General features: G+C 44.2%; 4 protein-coding genes. All 4 read left to right on the top strand.

Annotated elements, in window-relative coordinates; all coding sequences use genetic code 11:
* A partial coding sequence (locus ACIQCE_RS13590; protein WP_400495458.1) for a condensation domain-containing protein occupies positions 1 to 1,422 on the top strand: 1,422 nt, incomplete at its 5' end.
* Between the two features lie 45 nt (positions 1,423 to 1,467).
* Positions 1,468 to 5,301, top strand: a complete 3,834-nt coding sequence (locus ACIQCE_RS13585; protein WP_400495457.1) for a non-ribosomal peptide synthetase — start codon at positions 1,468 to 1,470, stop codon at positions 5,299 to 5,301.
* 62 nt (positions 5,302 to 5,363) lie between these two features.
* Positions 5,364 to 15,497, top strand: coding sequence for a non-ribosomal peptide synthetase (locus ACIQCE_RS13580; protein WP_400495456.1), 10,134 nt, complete (start codon positions 5,364 to 5,366; stop codon positions 15,495 to 15,497).
* A gap of 13 nt (positions 15,498 to 15,510) precedes the next feature.
* Positions 15,511 to 23,706 (top strand): amino acid adenylation domain-containing protein, encoded by an 8,196-nt coding sequence (locus ACIQCE_RS13575; protein WP_400495455.1) that lies wholly within the window; start codon positions 15,511 to 15,513, stop codon positions 23,704 to 23,706.
* The last annotated feature ends 5 nt before the right edge of the window (positions 23,707 to 23,711 follow it).

Raw genomic sequence — 23,711 nt, 5'->3', positions numbered from 1 at the left:
ACGGCCGATCAATCACCAGTCGAAGGAGAGGTCATCCTTACACCGATTCAACGCTGGTTCTTTGAACGAAAGTTCAGCAACCAACATCACTGGAATTTATCGATGATGCTTCACGCACCGAATGGGTTTAACCTCAAGATTACGAAACAAATCATGCAAAAATTGCTCTCACATCATGATGCGTTGCGAATGGTGTACCGAGACGTTCATGGTGAGATCATGCAGTACAATCAGCGTGAGCTCACAGAACCGATTTCGATCGTTTCTTGCAATGTGGCAAAAGAGCAGGACGTGAAAACGACTATCTCCACATATGCTAATGAGTATCAGCGACAGTTGAACCTCGAAAAAGGACCGTTAATGAAAATCGTATGTTTCCATACGGAAAACGGAGATCATTTACTGATCGTGACACATCATCTCGTCATGGACGGTGTCTCATGCCGCATTTTACTTGAAGATTTTATGTCTCTTTATCAGCAAGCAGAACAAGGACTAACGCTTGTTCTTCCGCCAAAAACTCACTCCTTCAAAGAATGGGCAGAAGCTGTGGAGCGATACGCACAGTCACACACATTAAAAAGCCAAAGTGAGTACTGGGCAGAGATTGAAAGAAAACCATTTGCGGTTCTACCTGTTGATCATCAAGTGAAAGAAAGGACGGTTGCTGAATCCAGTGCCGTGCAAATTCAACTGACAGAAATTGAAACCGAGCATCTTTTAACAGATGTTCACCATCCGTATACGACGGAAATGAACGACATTCTTCTATGTGCACTTGGTCTTGCGGTCGGAGAATGGTCAGGTCTTTCGCATGTACATGTCCAGCTTGAAGGTCATGGGAGAGAGGATATTTTATCAGGCTTAGATGTATCCCGAACGGTTGGATGGTTTACGAGCATGTATCCTGTCGTATTAAAGACAAAGCCTGATCAGGAGATAGCAGATGCCATCAAAACCACAAAAGAAATGCTAAGGCGTGTGCCGAATAAAGGTATTGGCTACGGTATCTTAAGGTACCTGACAGCGTACCTCCCGTCTAAAGAACGAGTGAATCCAGAGATCAGTTTTAATTACCTTGGTCAAATTGATCAAGAAGTCCGTACGGAACTGTTCGGTCCGTCAACATATGATATGGGCCGTCAAGCAAGTCCTGAGTCTGAAGCTATTTACAAGCTAAACTTGAGTGGTCTTGTCAAAAACAATCAATTCATTCTTTCGTGCTCTTATTGCAAAGGTGAATATGAAGAACAGACGATTCAGCAGTTGATGAATTTGTTAAAGGAGAAACTCACTGCGATCATAGCACATTGCTTAGCTCGTCATGAGCGAGAATTCACGCCGAGTGACTTCTCCGCAACGGATCTTGAAATGGAAGAAATAGATGATATTTTTGACATGCTTGAGGAGAAATTGACATAACACCAGTTGAACAGTCATTTAAAAAGGGAAGGAGGAATGAAATAGATGAGTCAATTTCAAAAGGATCAAGTTCAAGATATGTATTATTTGTCACCGATGCAAGAAGGAATGCTGTTTCATACCCTCCATCATCAAGAAAAGGGCTTTTATATAGAACAAATGGATATGAAAGTAGAAGGCTTACTTCGCCATGATTTGCTTGAGGAAAGCATGAATATCATCGTGAATCGGTACGATATTTTTCGTACCGTGTTCCTTCACGAGAAAGTCAAACGCCCTGTCCAGGTTGTCCTAAAGAAACGACCTTTCCACATGGATGTCATTGATTTGCAGAGCCTTTCTGAAAAGGAACAGCTCGTGCATATCGATACGTTTAAACAAGAGGATCAGTTAAGAGGATTTGACTTGTCGAAGGATATGCTCATGCGGGTCTCGCTTTTCCAAACTGGACCTTCAAGCTATCGCTGGATATGGAGTTACCATCATATCCTCCTTGATGGCTGGTGTTTCGGACTTGTCGTGCAAGAATTATTTGCGATTTACCATGCACTTTTGCACGAGATGCCTTGCAAACTACAGCCAGTCAAACCGTATAAGGATTATATTCAGTGGTTAGAAAAACAAGACAAACAAGCGTCTCTTCATTATTGGCAGCAAACATTAGCGGGGTTTGAAGGACAAACTACCTTTAAAGAGCAACGAAAACAAACGACAGACTATGTACTAGGCGAAATTGAATGGGCATTGGGCAAAGAAGAAACGGCCGCATTGTCCGCTTTAGCTTCGCAGCAGAATGCCACTTTAAGCAGTGCGCTCCAATCCGTGTGGTCTATTCTGCTCAGCAGGTATCAGCGGTCAAATGATGTTCTTTTCGGAACGGTTGTGTCAGGACGTCCGGCAGATTTGGCTGGTGTTGATCGGATGGTCGGGTTGTTCATCAATGTCATCCCAAAGAGAGTCCAACTGACGGATCAAGTGACATTTCGTTCACTATTAACAGAAACGCAGCAGCAGTCGCTTGCGGCTGAACCGCACCAATATATACCGATTTATGAAATCCAGTCAAAGACAGGTCATCAACAGCTAATCGATCATATTGTGGTATTTGAGAATGTGCCACACGCAAAAAAAGACGACCAACAGACACTGCTGGGATTTTCAGTGAAAGAAATGAACATATTTGAAAAATCGAACTATGATCTCAATTTGCTGGCGTCACCAGGAGAACAATTGCAATTGAAGCTAGCCTTTAATCAAAAAGCCTTTGAACCTAGCTTTGTCCATCGCCTAAAGGAACAGCTTCATCTCTTACTAAAGGAGGTGATCAAGCATCCAGATCAATCCGTTCACACACTTACACTTACGACAAAGCAGGAAAAGCAACGTATTCTTGAGGAATTCAATGCGCCTGAACTTGAGCATGAACAGCTTTATTTGTCTAAGTGGTTCGAGCATAATGTCCGCAAACAGCCAAATGCGCCGGCATTGTCAGCCGGAGGACAAACGATCACTTATGCTGAGCTCAATGAACAGGCCAATCGATTGGCACGGCATTTACAAAAAAATGGGGTTGCCCATCAAACAGTAATTGCCATTTTAGCGGAGCGCACGCCAGAACTCATCATCAGTCTGCTTGCTGTGTTAAAGGCAGGTGCTATCTATGTGCCAATTGATCCCGATTATCCAGACAGCCGCATTCAATATATGTTAAAAGACAGCGGGGCCACACATCTTCTGACTCAATCTTCCTTCATTAGTCAGGCGAAGGCGTTTGCTTTTCATGGCACATATATTTTCACAGATGATCAGGAAATTTTGTTGATGAGCTCAGAGAACCTGACGCTTGAGGGCGGTCTGCATGATATGGCGTACATCATGTACACATCTGGTACAACGGGGCAACCAAAAGGGATTATGACAACCCATTCTAATATTGCCCGGGTTGTCAAAAATACCAATTACTTAACCATCTCAGAAACAGATACATTGCTCTCTTTATCAAATAGCGCATTCGATGGTTTTACCTTTGATGTTTATGGTGCTCTATTAAACGGGGCGAAGCTTGTGCTGCCGAAGAAAGAAACGATTTTAGACATGCGCCAGTTGACCGCCCTGATTTCAAAAGAAAACATTTCCGTCATGTTTGTTCCGACTGCATTATTTCATCTTCTTGTTGATGAAGGAACAGCCTGGATGCGTGGGGTTCGTAAAGTGCTGTTTGGCGGAGAAAGGGCATCGGTTCAGCATGTGAGAAAAGCTTTTGATGTGATGGGAAAAGGCAGACTGATCAATGTATATGGACCAACCGAATCAACGGTCTTTGCCACCTATTATCCTATTGATGAAGCCATTTCTACAGATACATTGTCACTTCCGATTGGAAAAACGCTCAATCAGACGGGTGCTTATATATTGAGTGAGCACAGTCAGCTCCAGCCCATCGGTATGGTCGGAGAGCTTTGTCTTAGTGGAAAAGGACTCGCAAAGGGCTATTTGAATCGCCCTGATCTCACAAAACAAGCGTTTATGGCGCATCCATTTTTTGCTGGAGAAAGACTTTATCGAACAGGCGACCTCGCTTACTTTCGAGAAGACGGTCATATAGAGTATGTAGGCAGAGTGGATGATCAGGTGAAAATTCGTGGACACCGAATTGAGCTCACGGAAATTGAAGCCCACCTTCTGATGCATCCAGGAGTAAGACAAGCCGCTCTCCTAGCAGACCACAATGAGACCAATCATACGAGATTGCTGGCATATATCACGTGTGAGGAAGGATGGAAAGAGAAAATCGAGGTGATCAAAGCAGGGATGAAAGAAAGCCTTCCTGCTTACATGCTGCCTCATGAGTTAATCTTGCTAGAGAATCTGCCGCTTACGCCAAACGGTAAAGTGGATAAACGAAAGCTGCCAAAGCCAGAGGCGCAGCAAGGTAATCGCCGGATTAAACTACCAGTCAATGAAGTAGAGCAGAAATTGCTCCTCATTTGGAGAGATTTGCTTGGACGAGAGGATATTAGTACCGATGACCATTTCTTTGAACTAGGCGGACATTCATTAAAGGCGATGTCTCTTTTATCTAAAGTGTCTAAAGAGTTTCAAGTACAGGTGCCGATTCAATTGCTGTTTGAGAAGCCGACAATTGAGGCGCTCGGACGTTATATTCACAAACAAGACAACCAAGCCTTTGGCTATCTAGTTTTCAATGAATCACAGACGTCGACCGTCTTTGCCCTACCGCCTTTACCAGGTTACGGATTCATCTATCAGGAGTCAGCAAAAACGCTTCATGATGTCCGTCTGATTGCGTTTGATTTTATAGAAGCAGATAACCGAATCGAGCAATATATACAGCATATACAGCACCTCCAACCTAAAGGGTCATTGTCTTTCATGGGGTACTCTGGTGGGTGTTATCTGGCTTTTGAACTCGTCCAGGCACTTGAAAAGGCAGGGAGAACTGTCGAAAAGGTCATCATGATTGATTCCTATAAGAAAATTGGAAAAAGCGATTTAGCAGGGCGATCAATTGACGACGACATTCAAGCGATTGTGGCTCGGACGCAGCAAAGCGAACTTGCACAAACGAAGGTGGTGAAAGAAGAGCTTGTTAAAAAAACACGTGCCTATTATGAAATGTTTGTGCAGGGGGTGAACGAAGGACAAATTCAAGCAGATATCCATTTCATCCAATCAGAAGAACGAATTGTGATTCCAGACTGGATGGAAGATTGGAAGCATGCAACGACCGGTGCATTTGTTTATTACCAAGGCTTCGGTCAACATGCTGACATGTTCAAAGTAAAAGAATGTGCAGCGCAAAATGCACAGCTTGTCAAAAACATATTAAACGAAAGAAATAGACAACCAGTTTTGTAAACTTTAGGTTTGGCAGGGATGCGATGTGCGTTCCTGCCTGACAAAAAAGGGAAGGAATTCATATGAAACCATCAACCATTCATCAAACTAGCGTACAAGAATCATTGGATGCCATTTTACAAGATGTAAAGAACACGATCTTACAAACCAAAGAGATCGAACGCTTCGCTGTTTTTTCACGTGAAAAAACCATTCGACCGCGGCCATATCACCTCTCACACTTATTTCTCGAAAAGCAAATCGTGCAGGAGTCCGCAGATGAATCTGTTCATACCCAAACGGCTGTGCCTACCTTGGCGGACAAGCCGCCAGCCCTCTCCTATGGAGGGGATATTGATTTAACGAAAGGTGCCCAGACCCTTCAAGAAGTCTTATCAGAGGCAGCAAAAACGACTCATGGACTCACCTATATTGAAAATAGTGAAAGCGAACTGACTCAATCCTACAAACAGTTGAAGGAAGACGCAGAACGAATCCTGACTGGTTTAAGGATACTGGGTGTTCAGGCGGGTGATCCTGTTTTCTTTCAATTCTCATCCAATCATGCTATGGTCAGCGCCTTTTGGGCCTGTGTGTTGGGTGGGTTTGTTCCAACACTTGTATCGGCAGCACCAACCTATCGAGAAATGAACGCAGCGGTGCAGAAGCTTCATCACTCTTGGAAACTGCTGGATCATCCGGTCATTTTAACAGACGAAACGCTTGCCGCAGAGGTGGAGGGTCTGTCCTTGCTATGGCACACAGATCAATTACGCGTAGCGGCTGTTGAGCCAATGCTCTCTTTTGATAGAGATACAAATGTTCATCCTGTTACACCAGATGATTCTGTCTTTTTTATCTTAACGTCTGGTAGTACAGGGATGCCGAAATGTGTAGAACATTCACATAGAAGTGTTCTTGCCAACGTAAAGGGAACGGTGGAAGCCAATCAATTTACTAAGGATGATATCTCACTAGACTGGATGCCTTTAGATCATATTGGCGGAATTGTCATGTTCCACCTTGTCAATGTGTACACAGGCTGTCAGCAAATTCGGGCGAGGACAGATGACTTCATTGCTCAGCCATTGCGGTGGCTTGATTGGATGGATCGTTACCGCGCCACGAAGACATGGGCGCCTAACTTCGCTTTTGCAATGATCAATGATTATGAGAAAGAAATTTCTTCAGGGACTTGGGATCTTTCTGCCATGACCTGTATGATCAATGGGGCAGAAGCGGTCGTACCGAAGACGATTCACCGGTTTTTACACCTGCTTGCTCCGCACGGGTTAAAGGGAGATGTGATTAGACCAGCCTTCGGTATGTCTGAAATCTCATCAGCGGTTGTCTTCTCCTTTGCCATTGAAAGGGGGAATGAAGACAGCGGGGTATTGACCTTTGAAGAGACATCACTGACAGATCAGCTAAGACCTGCCTTAGCCCGTGAGACTGGAACAGTCAGCTTTACAGAGCTGGGAAGACCGATTCCAGGTATCACGATTCGCGTTGTCAATCATCAGCAGGAGCTTCTTCCAGAAGATCACATTGGCAGTGTACAAATCAAAGGGTTAACGACAATGAAGGGCTATTACAAGAATGACGAAGCGAATCAAGAAGTGTTTCAAGCAGATGGCTGGTTTCACACTGGTGATTTAGGTTTCCTGCACGAAGGAAGGCTAACGTTAACCGGTAGAGAAAAAGACATGATCATCATCAATGGTAAAAATTATCACAACTATGAAATTGAAGCCATTGCCGAGGAAGTGCCTGGTGTAGAAACGAGCTTTGTCGCAGCTTGTTCCGTTCGGTTGGAAGCATCTGCTTCTGACGAATTGATTCTCTTTTTCACACCAAAACTATATGAACCTTCTTACATCATCAGGACAAGTCAGCACATGAAATCCCATATTGCAACAAAAATAGGGCTGTCTGCATCTTGCATCATACCTGTTCAGAAGCATGCATTTCCGAAAACAAGCTCTGGAAAAATAGAACGGGCACAACTTAGGAAAAGATGGCAGGATGGCGAATTTGATGAAATCATAAAGGAAATGGATATTAGGCTTGAAAATGAGCATACACTGCCAGATTGGAGCTATCAGAAAGAATGGAACTGTACTCCGATTGATCAAGCGGCAGAACAAGCTTTAGGCGACATTGTGATCTTTGCAGACTCATTAGGGTTGACAGATCAATTGAAATCACATAATCACAACGAAGGAACTTATATTACGGTTGAACCGGGTCAAGAATTTACACAACTCTCACACAAACATTACCTCATCCACCCGAATCAGCCATCTGATTACGAACAACTTTTTGATACGCTCCGTTCGTACGGCGTTTCGGTAAAACAGATCATTCACCTTTGGAATTACACAAACCATCAAGATCCACTTCATGTCGACATGGCAAAACAAGCACAGTGTACTGGCAGCATGAGCGCATTGTTTTTAACAAAAGCGATAGCCGCATATGAAGAACCAGTGACCATCACTTTTGTGTCATCCCATGCGATGAAATTGCCGGGAGATAAAAAGCATGATGTAGAAAAAGCGACTACAGCAGGGCTGATGACAGCTATCAAGCATGAATGGCCTTTTATCAATGTTCAATGCCTTGATTTTTGTCTGACAGAATCAGCATCTCAAGCATCTCATGCATCGGCTATCATGACAGAAATGAAAAGCAAGAAGCCTGACCATATTGTCGCTTTTCGAGAAGGCATGCGCTATGTGCCTGTACTCACACCGCTTCATCTGGAGAAAAAGCAGCAAGTGAAGAAGCCGCCATTTGAACTATCAGGTCTTTACGTAATGACAGGCGGACTCGGCGGGATTGGATCAATGCTTAGTGAATATTTACTCACCACCCATCAGGTACATCTTGTCTTGCTTGGCAGAAGGGCCAAAGACGATTTACCCGCTAATCAAAAAGAGACATTGTCTTTACTAGAAAAATTAGCGGAAGACCATGGCGGCACTGTTGTTTATGAAAAAGCGGATATCACCGATGCAAACACAATTGAATCAATCGTATCCAAACATGAAGTGGCCCATGGTAGCTGGTTAAAAGGGATTGTTCATTTCGCTGGCATCATACAAGAAGAGCTGCTTGCTCAAATCACGTCAGTGTCTTTGAATGAGATGTACGAAGCGAAGGTATATGGAACCATTGCACTTCATGAAGCTGCATCCAAACGGCGGAACGTCTTGTTTATCTCTAGCTCTTCGGCACGAACGCTAAAGGGCGGGATGACAGTAGGAGCCTATTGCGCCGCCAATGAGTTCGTCGAACAATTTACTCATTATCAGAAACTGACTTCTACAGTGAAGCCGTATTGCTTTAGTTTCAGCATGTGGGATGAGATCGGGATGAGCGAAGGCTCCATGATCAAAGGCATTTTAAAAGAAAGAGGCTATCTTCCGATTTCAAAGCAGGCGGGCTTAAATACGATACTGGCAGGGCTCATGACAAATGCGACGTTAATTTATGCGGGATTAGACCAATCGAAAAGAGAGATTCAAGAGCTGGTCAATGCAGAGATACAAATAGAACAAGCGATTTATGTATTTTTCAAAACCGATCAATCAAAGGCGATAGAAGAACGACTATATCATTCAATTCAAACGTTTTTACAGCCACGTCTTACAGGTCAGTATACTGTACATCTTTATCCTGAGGAACTATGGCGGGAAAAAGAAGACGGCACGCCAGATGAAGCTTACTTCCATGAACTCATAGAGGAAAGTGAGCATGAGTCAGAAGACCGACCGCCTCAAACCGGTACAGAGAAACTCCTTGCACACATTTGGTCAGACCTGCTGGATGTCTCAGATGTAAGCTGCAGCGATCATTTCTTTTTATTAGGGGGTCATTCGCTGAAAGCGACGCAAATGCTGTCAGCTATCAGACAAAGAACTGGTTTTGAAGTTCCGCTATCTGTTCTTTTTGAGCATACAAGACTCGGAGAATTGGCAGGATGGATTGATGCACATGCCAAAACCGATGAAGCGATTCCGATGAGAAGAGCGGAAAGAAGTCGGGATATTCCAATGTCTTTCGCTCAGCAAAGACAATGGTTTCTCTATCAATTAGAGCCAGATCTACCATTTTACAATAATACGATTTCCTTTCGGATGAATGGACCTTTAGATCTTGGTGTACTTCAGAAAAGTCTAGATCAGATGGTGCGAAGACATGAATCATTGAGAACATCCTTTGCGATGAGCGGGGATGAACCAGTGCAGATCATCCATGAAAGCATAAGTCTTTCCGAACTGGAAATCATTGATCTATCAGAATTGACTTCACAGGAAGAAAAAGAGCACAAAGCGGCTGAATGGACAAAAAGGGAGGCAAACACACCTTTTCAATTAGAGGATGAAGCTGTCTTTCGGGCAAAGCTGATTCGACTATCGAACACGGACCACCTTCTGATCATGTCCATTCACCATATTGTGTCAGATGGCTGGTCGATTGGCATTGTAGCAAAAGAGCTATCTGAATCGTATACAGCGGCGATTGAAGGGCGAGAACCAATGCTTCCTTTATTACCGCTGCAATATGCAGATTATGCGCTATGGCAGAAAGAATATTTGACAGGGGATATATTACAAGAGCAGCTCTCCTATTGGAAAGAGCAATTTGCGTCGCCTGTTCAAGATCTGGAATTGCCATATGACAATCCGCGCCCCGCCTTACAATCCTACAAAGGAAAAACGAAGAAATGGCGGCTGTCAAAGGAATTGTCTGAGCAACTGACAACACTTTCTCAGCAGACAGACAGCACATTGTATATGACGTTACTCTCGGCTTTCTCAACGCTTTTACATCGATTGTCTTCGCAAGATGAATTTGTGATTGGATCGGTGATCGCTGGAAGAAATCGCTCTGAAATTGAGCACTTAATCGGATTCTTCGTCAATACTTTGACGCTTCGCATTGATCATGGGGGGAATCCTTCCTTTAAAGAGCTATTAAAGCAAGTGAAGAAAACAACCATAGGAGCATATGCACATCAGGATGTCCCGTTTGAGATGGTGGTGGATGAACTAAATATTGTACGTGATGCTAGCAAGCAGCCATTATTTCAGGTCATGTTCGTCCTGCAAAACCTGCCACTTGAGGCTTCTCGAATGGGAGAGGCAACGTCAGTTTTAACCATTGAAGATACCGACACAGCGAAATTTGATCTATCTCTTTTTGTGTTTGAAGGAGCTGAAGGTCTTCGTTTATCACTTGAGTATAATACGGATTTATTCTCTGACGATACAATGGATCGATTCATCCAATACTACGAGCATATGCTCGGCAGCATTTGTGAGAATCCAGAGCAACAGATCGAACAAATCCCGTTCTTGCCAGAGAATGAGAAGCATCAACTGGTGTATGAATGGAGCGGGAAAACGGGCAAACCATCAGGTCCACTCCTCATCACAGAACGATTTGAGGAGCAAGTGAAAAAGACACCTCATGAGATCGCCCTTGAATACCAAGGGGAGCAATGGACCTATCGCACCTTACATGAAAAAGTGGAACGGCTTGCCGCTTATTTACAGCAGCGAGGGGTCACCCCGCATGAGCCAGTGGGCTTGCTGATAGACCGAACGCCAGAAATGATTCTTGGGGTGCTGGCGATTGTGAGAGCAGGAGGTGCTTACGTGCCAATTGACCCAGAATATCCTGTTGCACGAATTGACTATATGTTGAAGGATACAGGGATAAAGCTCTTGCTCACGAAAAACAAATGGCTAAAAAAGGTCTCCATCAGCCGCACCGATATGGTTTGTCTTGATCAAGGATATGAAGAATTTTTACCAGTAGCGAACGTGGTGTCTGCTGCGCTCACCCCTGAAGGACTCGCTTATATCAATTACACATCTGGATCGACTGGACAGCCAAAAGGGGTTCTCATTCCGCATCAAGCCGTCATTCGCCTTGTATGTGAAACCGATTATGTCACTCTTGATGAACAAACACGTATTTTGCAAATTGCCAGCTTCTCGTTTGATGCATTTACCTATGAAATATGGGGTGCACTGCTGAACGGCGGAAGACTGATACTCACTGATCGAGATACCATTTTATCAATGGATACACTGGCTGAAGCCCTGAAGGCTTATAAGATTACAACGGGTTTTCTGACTGTACCATTGTTTAATCGTTTAACAGAAGAGCATCCAGAAGCATTATCTGGATTTAACGCTTTATTCGTCGGCGGGGACGCCTTATCTGCCGCTCACATACGTAAAGCAGTGACGTATTTGCCTGAAGGGCTCTTAAACGGTTATGGTCCAACCGAAAACACCACGTTCTCCTGTGTTCATCGCATTCGAGATTTGGATGAAAGGCAAACCACTGTACCAATCGGTCAGCCGATTGCCTATTCAGAAGCCTTCATATTAGACAGGCAACTACAACCTGTCCCGCAAGGAGTTATCGGCGAGATATACGTTGGCGGTACAGGGCTTGCACTTGGTTACCTTGGAGACGAAGAAAAAACAACGCAATCATTTATCTCGCACCCTTTCCGAGAAGGAGCGCGTTTATATAAAACTGGCGACTCGGGACGCTGGCTACCAAATGGCATCATAGACTGTCTTGGAAGAATCGATCAGCAAGTGAAAATTCGAGGACATCGCGTAGAATGTGGAGAAATTGAAGCCGCTATGCTGACCTTTGAGGGAGTGACAGAATGTGCAGTCATCCCGCATCAACAAGAGAATGGTCATAAACAATTAATTGGCTATTTCGTTCAGAAAGGTTCTTTGACCCAGCAAGACATTCGCCAAACCTTGAAGGAACTATTACCTGATTATATGGTGCCAAGTCTGTTGATGGAGCTGGATGAACTGCCACTCACACCAAATGGCAAGGTAGACCATAAACGTCTCCCAGCACCAGAATGGAAACAGAAAGAAGGAACCATGCTGACTGACGGGCCAGTAAGTGAAAAAGAGCGGATATTAGAAAAGGTGTGGTGCCAGCTACTTGGTGCTCCGTCGATTGGTATACATGATAACTACTTTGAGCTTGGCGGGGACTCTATTATCATCATACAAATGGTGGCACGCTTGGCACAAGAAGGCTATATCATTCAGCCGAGAGATGTATTTGCAAAGCAGACCATTTCACAGCTTGCTCACGCTATGAAAAAGACTGATCAAGCCGTTTCGTATGATCAGACACCGGTTACTGGAGAGGTGCGTCCGCTCCCAATTCAATCATGGTTTTTTGAGCAGTCATTGACAAACCGAGATTATTGGAATCTATCGGCACATATTGAATTGAATCAGTCAGTGTCGCTCACGCAGGTGACACATGTTCTTTCAAAGCTTGTCGATCATCACGATATGCTAAGGGCGATGTATATAAAAGAGTCGGATGGAACTTGGGTGCAAACCGTTCGTGAACCGGGTGTAATTCCTTGTGTCACATCTTTTGATTTGACGAGCTATTCATATGAAGAAGCTCTTAAGCAAATCCATATAGAAACGGGTGCTTGCCAAAGTACATTGTCTTTAGAGCAAGGAGAAGTGATCAAGGCCATTCTTTTCCACACAGGCCACAATACATCAGAACTTTTCGTCGCTGCACATCATCTGGTGATAGATGGTATCTCATGGCGTATCATACAGGAGGATTTGTTAGCAGGTCTTCAGCAGTTGAAAGCGGGTCAGGCTGTGACTTTTGCGAAGAAAACCGCTTCTTACAAGCGTTGGGCTGATGCACTATATGAGTATGCACAAACAGAAACATTACTAAAGCAGGCGCGTTTTTGGCAGCAGGTGATTGATAAAGAGGGTGAAGGTTCTCCTTTTCAAAAGCCAGCGCTTTCCAATATAGAAGAACATGCTGAAATACGATCTGTTCAGTTGACGAAGAACCAAACAGAGACTTTGCTCAAGCAGGCATCTCAAGCATATCGGACAGAGGTGAACGATTTAATTTTAGCAGGGCTTGTACAAGCCATTGGTCAACCCGTTTTGATGACATTAGAGGGGCATGGACGCGAGGATTTATTTGAACAAATGGATTTGTCACGGACAGTCGGCTGGTTTACGAGCTCTTATCCTATTTTGATTCCTTTTATAAAGACCGATATCGGCAGACAAATCAAAGATGTCAAAGAAACCTTAAGAGCTGTGCCGCAAAAGGGTATCGGCTATGGTCTGCTTCAATATATGACCGAATCTCGTTTACTCACAACGGTGGCTCCGCAGATCAGTTTTAATTACTTTGGTCAATTAGATCAGACAGATGGTGAGGCAAGGCTTTATTTAGCAGATGAGCGAAATGGGCACGTTCATGATCCGAAAGCCGATAGACAGCATTTAATCGATGTGTACGGCTATGTTGTGGGTGGTCAGCTTCAGATGAATTTTATGATGAACCGTGAGCTTCTCAAGAATGAAGAAGTGCGTCTGATACCTGAGCGGTTCAAGGGAAAAATAGAGGAGATACTCTCACATTGTTTAGAGACAACAGGTGGTTTTACACCATCTGATTTCCCAATGGTGCAATTGTCGCAGCAGCAAATTGATCAGCTTCCAGACAATGTGATGGATGTGTACCCGCTTTCTCCAATGCAACAGGGCATGCTGTTTCATGCACTTTTAGATCAAGCCTCACAGGCTTATTTTGGTCAGGTTCACATGACGCTGGAAGGATTAACTGATGGTCATCAGCATGAACAGGCATGGAATCTCCTTGCGGGACGTCATTCCATTTTACGAACAAGATTCGCTTGGGAAGGCTTAAAAGAGCCAGTGCAATTGATCAGATCAGAAGGAAGCATTCACCTCAATCAGCACGATGTGCGCCATATGAGTGAACAAGAACAAAGGGATCTGATTGAACAATATTTGCAGTCCGATCGTTTAAGAGATTTCGATTTAGAGAATATAGATGAGCCGCTCATTCGCATTGCACTATTTACATGTGATGATAAGAGAAGCACTTTTGTTTTTAGCTTTCATCATATTTTAATAGATGGCTGGAGTTTGTTCAGCTTAATTGGAGAGTCCTTCGCACTGTATCGTTCTCTTATGGACGAAAGACAGATCGACCTTCCCCCTGTGCGGCCATATAAAGATTTTATCGAGTGGTTGTATAAGCAGGATCAGCACAAGGCGAATGAATTTTGGAAAGATTATATGTCAGGGGTTGAGGAAGCGACACCGCTTCCTGGAGACGGTGAACAAGCACTGGAAGAACCGTCAGGAATCACGCAGTATAGCGTCAAACTGACGCAAGATTTACAGCGGAAATTGGAAGAATTAACTGGCACGCAGAAGGTGACAATGAGCACACTGATTCAGTCAGCATGGGGCCTGCTGCTGCACCTTCACTCGGGTTCAGAGGATGTGGTGTTTGGTGTCACGGTATCTGGACGACCGGCTGCCTTAACAGATGTTGAAAACATGACTGGACTATTTATTAACACATTGCCGCTCCGTTTGCCATTTACACCGGACTGTACGATTTCTCGCATGTTGGCCCATACACAGGAAACCGTTTTTCAGATGCGTGAATATGAGTATACGGTTCTGCCGGATATTCAGCAAATGACCCATATTTCAAATGGTGAATCATTGTTTTACAGCATTGTCGTTTTTGAAAACTACCCGATTGAATCGGTCGAGCCATATGGTGTGAAAATACTAGATATCGCAAGTCACGAGGAAACCAACTATGATCTGACACTAGTGGCCGTGCCGGGGGATACATTAGAGCTTCGAGTCACTTACCGCTTGAACCAATATACAGAAAAGCAAATCCAGACGATGATGCAGCAACTACTGCACACGCTTGAAGCCATGACAGAACAATCAGATATACCGCTCTCTTCTTTTACAATTGTGACAAATAAAGAGAAAGAACGGATGGTCAATAATTGGGCGATAAACGCACAAGTTAGTGTGCTATACCCAGACCAAGAAGAGGTCTACTCAGGTGTTCATGATCCTTCTATTGAAACGGAAATCTATGTACTAAATGAACAATATCAGCTCATGCCGATTGGATTTCCAGGAGACATCTTTATCGGTTCAAAGGATATCAAAGCACATTGTGGGGAGCTTGCCGATTGGATGGAGGCGCATAAAATTCCGCATCCATTCCGACATCAAACAGGCGAACACCTCTATCCGACAGGAGATGTCGGCGTATGGACGGAAGAAGGTCAGATTCAGATTTTGGATTGGATGTAGGAGGAGAAAATCAATGTTAGTCAGTAGACGAAAAGGTCATGCAGTAAATCATATGGTGAGAATCAACGGAAAACGAATCGATATCAAAGCATTAGAAAGAATCATGATGCTCCATTTTCATATAGAAGAATGTGCCTTGATTCCTAAAAAAAATAGGGAGGGTCACCTATCGCTTGTGCTGTTTGCGCAGGCGAAGGACCCTTCGCTGACAAGAGAAGATTTCATGACAGGCCCTCTTCAGCCTCACGAAGTGCCGTCGGTTCTCGTCTTATTACCTGCATTGCCAAAAACAGAAAGCGGTGCAGTCGATACAGAGGTGTTGCTCTCAATAGATGTGCTAGACGAAGAGGAAATGAGAAAGATAGAGGAACGCGCCAGGGCCATCGAAGGTGTACAGGAGGCCGCTGTTTTGATCGTGAGTCAGGCGGAAAAACAAACGCCATATCATCTAGACGATTTGTTTTCTGATAGGCATCTTACCCAAGGAAACGAACAGCCTGCAAAAGATCAAGTCGAAAACATGAGAGAATCAGCCGCTGATGAAAAACCGCTAGCACTTGTATACGGTGGCGATGTCATGGAAAAACCGGGTACACCTGTCACGCTGACAGAGGTGCTCATTAGGGCAGCATTTATGTCACCTGATCACGGAGTGACTTATATCAAAGAAGGAGGACAATCTGTTACCCAAACTTATCCTGAACTACTTACAGCCGCTGAACGCGTCCTGTCAGGGTTAAGGGCAGCAGGGCTGACAAATGGTGATCAAGTCTTACTTCAATTGAAAGACCATCAAGATTTTGTGACTGTGTTTTGGGGCTGTATTCTCGGGGGAATCATTCCGACACCTGTCTCTGTACCGCCTGTTTATGATGAAATGAATCAAGGGGTGAATAAGCTGAAGGGTGTGTTTCAGCTACAAAATGAACCTTTTATCATTACAAATGAAGCGAGTGCGGAGGGGATCGCCCGCCTGAGAGAGCAATTTGAATCGGAATCAATACCCATTTTAACGATTGAAACATTACTTGCTTGTGAACCGGATGAACAGCATTATGAACCTGAGTCAGATGAACCTGTGCTTCAACTGTTGTCTTCTGGAAGTACAGGTATGCCAAAATGTATCCGTCACAATCATCAAAGTATTTTAGCCAGAATCATCTCGTTTGAACAGGCAAATGGCTTTACGCAAAAGGATGTGTCTCTCAACTGGATGCCACTTGATCATGTAGGGGGCATTGTGATGTTTCATGTGCATGACGTCTATCTCGGCTGCCAGCAGATTAGTCCATCCATTGATCAGTTTATCGAACGGCCAATGGTGTGGCTCGAGTGGGTGGAAAGATATGAAGTGACAAGAACATGGGCCCCAAACTTTGCCTTTGCCATGATGAATGATCATGAGGAAGAGATTCGCCGGGGAAGCTGGGATCTTTCTTCCCTCACATATATTATGAATGCCGCTGAAGCTGTTGTCCCAAAGGTTACGCGGCGATTCATGAACATCATGGGTCAACATGGATTGAGCCGTCATGTGATGGTGCCAGCTTACGGTATGTCAGAAACATCATCAGCTATCGTACAGTCGAAAGAATTTATGCGGCGTGAGGATGATGATGGACAGCTCACCGTTGATCAAACATCTTTAACTAGTCAGATTCAATATGTCACGCACGATCACCCCAACAAGATCACCTTTACAGAGGTAGGTGCACCGATTCCTTCAGTATGGATTCGGATAGTGGATGAGCAGCATCAGGTGCTTCCAGAGGATCAAGTAGGGCGTTTGCAGGTGAAAAGTCCGACGATTATGATGGGCTACTATCAAAATGAGGAAGCCAATCAAGAGGTGTTTGCGGAAAACGGCTGGTTTCACACGGGAGATTTAGGATTTATCCATGAAGGTCGTCTTGTGCTGACAGGAAGAGAGAAGGATATCATCGTCATCAATGGAGCCAACTATTTGAATTATGAAATTGAAGCCGTTGTGGAAGAGATTGATGGGGTCGAGGTGACCTTTGCCGCTGCGTACGGCATTTATAATCCGGAATCAAGCAATGATACACTCGCCGTCTTTTTTGTCTCACAAAAGGAAACGTTAGAAGACAAGATCACGATCATCCAGCAGATCAGAGAGGCAATTATTCGAAAAATCGGGATAGAACCTGATCACATCATTCCAGTTGAAAAAGAACAATTTCCTAAAACAGAGAGCGGGAAAATTCAACGTGCCCAGCTTGGTGCGGCGCTCAAAGACGGTGTATTTCAAGACATTGAACGTGCACTTGATCTCGCTTCCCAAAATGAACAGACATTGCCGGATTGGTTTCATAAACGCATATGGACGAAGGAAAACATAGGGCCGTCTCAGGCAATTCCAGATCATCCAGTGCTCGTATTCGAGGATGAAAAAGGACTTTACCAACAGGTGTATATACAATTTAAACAAATGAATCAGCCGTATGTTTCTGTGAAAAAGGGACACGAATTTTTACGCTTATCAAAAGGATTGTATCAGATGAACCCGAGAATCAAGGGGGATTATGTAAGGCTCATTGCAGCTCTAGAAGCAGATGAGCTGAATATCAACCGAATTCTTCATATGTGGAACGTGACAGACAAGGAAGCAATTGTTAGCCTAGACCATTTCAAAGAGATGCACAGCACAAATCTATCCATTTTGTATTTATATCAAGCCCTTAGACAAGAAAACAAAGAACCTATACGTCTCGCTGTTGTGACAAAGGGTGGTCAATTTGTACATCAAACAGATGAGCTTCATGTAGAAAAAACAGCGCTTGTCGGTCTTTTGAAAACCATCCCGCAGGAATGGGAAGGGGTGCAAGTTTCTCATATTGATATTGAAGCGGAGGAGTATGGTCTAGATGCGGAGCGAATTGCAGCAGAGCTGTCCACGATTCACATGAAGCCAGAGGTTGCTTATAGAAAGGAGCATCGACTCGTGCCAAAGCTAAAAAGAGTCGATATGATGCAAGCTCCTCAAACAGAGGAATCCTTTGAGTGTGGCAGTGTGTACTTGCTCACAGGCGGACTTGGCGGCATTGGATTTGAATTGTCCAAACAGCTCCTTCCATTTGGACTAAAGCTTGTCTTGATTGGTCGGACTCGGCTTGAAGAAGACGAGGAAAAGAATGCGGCTTTCTCTCAGCTTACATTACTTGGAGACGTCATATATGTTCAAGCAGATGTGACTGATGTATCCGAAGTAGAGCATGCCATTTATGAGGCAGAGAAACATTGGGGACATTCCATTCGCGGCGCGATTCATTTAGCCGGGTCAGGCAATGTGTCGGAGCATTTTCAGCACGCTCAAAAGTATACACTGGCTCAAACATCAGAAGAAGATTTCATGAAAGAAATAGGAGGGAAAGCGGAGGGTGCTTGGGTATTACAGGAAGTATTCAAGCACGATCCGACAGCCCCACTTATCTTTTTCGGATCAGTAAATGGTTTTTTTGGTGGTACGACATTTGGAGCATACTCTGCGGCAAACAGCTTTTTAGACGGGTTAGCACATACGCTTACCTTCAATGAAGGAAGAAGAGCGATATGTTTGAATTTCAGCATGTGGGATAACCTTGGTCTGTCCAAGGGACATACTGGTGCTGAGCTAACAGTTCGAAAGGGCTTTCAACTAATAGGGAAAAAACAAGGCTTATCTTCATTATGTCTAGGTGTTCGGCTGCATGAAGCCCATCTATTTATCGGTCTAGATTGCACCAATCAAAATATAGCCAAACAGCTTCAACCCGTTCCGATGCCTCATTTTGAAAGAAAGCTATATTATACGGTGCAAACCGGTCAAACGCCTCATCTCTATGATATATCAGACCTAACAGAGGGTGACTGGGACACTAGGCAAGTGCCAGATATACCGAAAAAACCAGATGGGTCCATTGATTATGAAGCGTTAAAGCTACTCGATCAAAAGGTAGAAAACCGGCGTGAAAAACGATTGCCTGAAACGAAAACAGAGCAGCTTCTTGCGACCATTTGGGAGGACATATTAAAAGTAGATCGTGTGTATGCAGAGGATCAATTTTTCGATCTTGGTGGTCATTCCTTAAAGGCCACACAAACGATCTCTCGCATCAACCATGAATGTTCAATTAAAGCGCCATTAAAGATTTTGTTTGAAAGCAGGAATTTGGCTCATTTGGCGCAAATGGTAGACGAACTTAAAGGTACACCAGCTGTCAATGAAGCTATGATTCCGAAGCTGGAAAAGCAAACAAGCTATGAACTGTCACATGCCCAGCAGCGTATCTGGTTCCTGTCTACACTAGAAAAAAGCCATCATTATAATATATTAGGCGCTTGGAAGCTGACGGGGCGTTTGAACATTCAAGCACTTACGAAGGCGATAGGTCTTTTAACCAAACGACATGAGGCTTTGCGGGCAACGTTTCAGTCGCTAGGCGGCAAGCCCGCTCAACTCATTCAAGAAAACCTTCCGCCATCTGTGACAGTCGCGAATTTCTCATTATTTAATGAAAACACAAGAGCGAGAAGGCTTGAACAGCTCATTCAGCAGGAAGCCAATCGCATCTACAATTTAGAGAGAGGACCGCTTGCGCAATGGACCATTGTAGATATGGGCAAAGAGGAATATTACCTGCTTTTTGGCCAGCATCATATTATTTCTGATGCATGGTCTCTTAGTCTCATGATTCAAGAATTAGAAGTTGTCTATGAAGCACTGTTGGCAGAAAGAGAGCCTCAGCTACCGGCGCTTGACATTGAATGGACAGATTACATTCACTGGCAAAATGAACAATTAAAGAACAATAAGAATGACCGAGCATACTGGCTTGAAGCCTTGCAGGGGGAGTTGCCAATTTTAGAGCTTCCATTTGACCGCCCTCGTCCGCCGGTTCAAACATTTCATGGGGCTACAGAACAACTGGTGCTTGATGAAACGCTTGTTCGCCGCTTGCAGGCATTATCAAAGCAACAGGGAACGACACTGTTCATGACCATGCTGTCAGCCTATTATGTGCTGCTTCACAAGCTGTCAGGACAAACGGATGTGATCGTTGGTTCTCCAATAGCAGGACGAGAGATTGAACAGACAGAGCCACTGGTTGGCATGTTTGTGAATACACTAGCGCTTAGACAAGATGTATCAAAAACATCCACATTTGCAGACTTATTGAATAAGGTGAAAGAGATGACCTTAAAAGCCTTTGAGCATCAGCATTACCCTTTTGACAAACTTGTGGATGATCTCGCCATTGATAGAGAATTAAGTCGTTCACCTATCTTCCAAGTCGCTATGGGATATGTGACTGACTCGTTAGATGTGAACTTAAAAGGGGTTGCATCAGAAAGTGTCATGGTCAACCATACAGTATCAAAATTTGATCTCACCCTGCATTTATTTGAACAGGCAAACAAGCTGTCCATTCATGTGGAATATAACACGGATTTATTTGATCAAGAGACGATTCATCGTTATATGACATATTATCTGCATATCTTAGATGGAATGACGAATCAGCCTGAACGAACCTTTGCCGATTTTTGCTTAATGAATCAGGCAGAACAGAACGCCATGGTTGTAGAAAAAAACCAAACAAAAACGCCTTATCCAAAACGTACACTTCAAGAGCTTTTTGAAGAACAGGTCAATCGGGGTCCGCAGCGGATTGCCTTGTCATATTTAGAAGAGACAATGACATATCAAACTTTGAATGAGAAGGCAACAAAGCTTGCTGGGTATTTGCAATCACAAGGGATTGGACCGGGGGCGCTTGTACCCATGCTCTTTGATCGTTCATTTGAAATGGTTGTCGCTGTTCTTGGCATTATCAAGTCTGGAGCTGCATACGTTCCGATGTCACCTGATTATCCAGAAGCGCGTATTCGTCTCATCATCAGTGATACGAAAAGTCATGTGATCTTAACCCAGTCCCATCTCGCAAGTCGTCTGGCTGGTCTTGCCAGCTCCATCATTGTAATGGACGAGCCTTTACCGGAAGAGGACGCAGTGTACAAAAAAGAGAAATCAGTGGTAGGGGAACATCAACTGGCCTATGTCAACTACACGTCAGGGTCTACAGGCACGCCAAAAGGCGTCATGCTTCCGCATGGAGGGGTGGTCCGTTTAGTCAAAGAGACCAACTATATTGAACTGGGTCCAGAGGATAAAATGCTTCAACTATCAAACTATGCATTTGATGCCTTTACATTTGAACTATGGGGTATGCTTCTTAATGGCGGTCAGCTCATACTTATTCCAAAATATGCAGCACTCAACATGGACGAGCTAACACGTTTGATTCAAGATTATCAAGTGACGGCCAACTGTCTGCCAACCGCATTATTTAATCGTCTTGTGGAGCATGACCCGAAAAGTGTGGCAGGCTATCGCACATTACTTGTTGGCGGAGAAGCCATGTCGAGTGAGCATGCCCGAAAGGCATTGCCGCATATGAAAGGTGTCCTCATCAATGCATACGGTCCAACAGAGAATACCACATTAGCGACGACTCATCAGGTGAGACATGTGCCAGAAGATGCGAGATCCATTCCGATTGGTGTCCCAGTGGCAAACTCAACCGTCGTGATACTAGATGAATACCTAATGCCAGTCCCAGTTGGAGTCAAGGGTGAGATTTATATTGGCGGGGCAGGACTTGCGAAAGGATATCTCCATGACCCAGAACGGACGAAGGAACGGTTTATAGACAATCCATTTCCCGCATTAAAAGGAGACAAGCTGTATCAATCAGGTGATCTAGGCAAATGGCGGTCTGATGGCAGCATTGAATATATAGGACGAAAAGATAATTTGGTGAAAATTAGAGGCTACCGCATTGAATGTGGGGAAATTGAGACAGCCTTGCTTAAACACCCACAAGTAAAAGAATGTACGGTGATTGCAAAAGCATATGGCAGTTCAAAACGGTTGGCAGCCTATCTTGTCACAGATGGGGAAAAACCTGTCCCTGGCTGGAAAGCTTTCTTACAGGAAAGCCTACCAAACTATATGATTCCAAGTTACTTTGTTGAACTCGATTCGATTCCGGTGACAACGAACGGAAAAGTAGATCAAAAAGCGCTGCCAGAGCCGACTGAAAGGGTTTCTTCTTTCCATGAAGATGACAAACCGGCAACCGAGCTAGAACAACGCATTGTCACCGCCTTCCAAGAAGTGCTTGGTGTCAAACAGCTAGGCGTAAATGATTCATTCTTTGATTTAGGCGGAGATTCCATTATGAGTGTTCAAGCCGTCGCCAAACTAAAAGAAAAAGGGGTGAGCGTTGATCCAAAGTGGGTATTCATGCACCCAGTCCCAGCTCAGCTAGCAGCTTATATCAATACATTACCGGAGCAAGGAGAGAGTGTAGAGAGGCAGCCGAAGGACTATGTGATCGAGCTGAAAAAAGGTGATCCAGCCGAACCAAGTATTTTCTTCGCACCGCCTGCTGGGGGGACGGTCATGGGGTATATAGATGTCGCTAAGCTAATGACGCATCAAGGAGCGGTGTACGCACTTCAGGCTCCTGGGTTATATGAAGATGAAGAACCGCAATTCCTTCATTATTCTGAGCTGGTCTCCATCTTCCTCGAAGCGATCGAAGCATTCTATCGACCAGGCATAGACTACCTTGCAGGACATTCCATGGGAGGGCATCTTGCATATGGGATGAGCCAGCGGCTATCTCATGCAGGAAAAATGCCGAAAGGGCTGATTATTTTAGATACGGTCCCTGTGCTGAGAGATGAGGCAGATCAAGCACTCCATGCCGATATGAACGAAGAAGAAGTGAAAATGCTTGCGCTCGTCCTTGGAATGGGAAATCTTGTCGGAATAAAGCCAGAAGCTTTACAAGGGCTAAGCTTCCAAGAAGTGAAGCAGAAAATACTCAAAGAAGCAGAAAAAGATGAAGTGGTTCATCAATTTATGAATGATCAATATTTAGATAAATACTTGCAAATGCAAACACATAATACGATTATGTCACAAGCCATTGAATTAGAAAAAGAACCATTCCCTGTGCCGTTTTATATTGTACAAAGCAGTGAGCACGCCACAGATTTCCAGAAGAAGTTTTCCGACTGGGAGGCTTATACGAAAGGGTCGTGCTCGTATTATCACATCAAAGGCGACCATGTCACCATGATGAAAAGGCCACAGGCGGATGAACTTGCACAGATTCTTCAAACAATTATAAAGGGGTAAGGACG

The sequence above is a fragment of the Bacillus sp. NPDC093026 genome, assembly GCF_044754665.1.
GTDB classification, from domain to species: Bacteria; Bacillota; Bacilli; order Bacillales; family Bacillaceae; genus Bacillus; species Bacillus maqinnsis.
The sequence above is the reverse complement of the archived record's forward strand: the minus strand, read 5'-3'. Positions and strand labels throughout refer to the sequence as shown.

What these genes read in the sequence shown, in the direction of transcription:
- ACIQCE_RS13575 (WP_400495455.1), top strand. Translation starts at nt 15,511, where the DNA reads ATGTTAGTCAGTAGACGAAAAGGTCATGCAGTAAATCATATGGTGAGA.
- ACIQCE_RS13580 (WP_400495456.1), top strand. Translation starts at nt 5,364, where the DNA reads ATGAAACCATCAACCATTCATCAAACTAGCGTACAAGAATCATTGGAT.
- ACIQCE_RS13585 (WP_400495457.1), top strand. Translation starts at nt 1,468, where the DNA reads ATGAGTCAATTTCAAAAGGATCAAGTTCAAGATATGTATTATTTGTCA.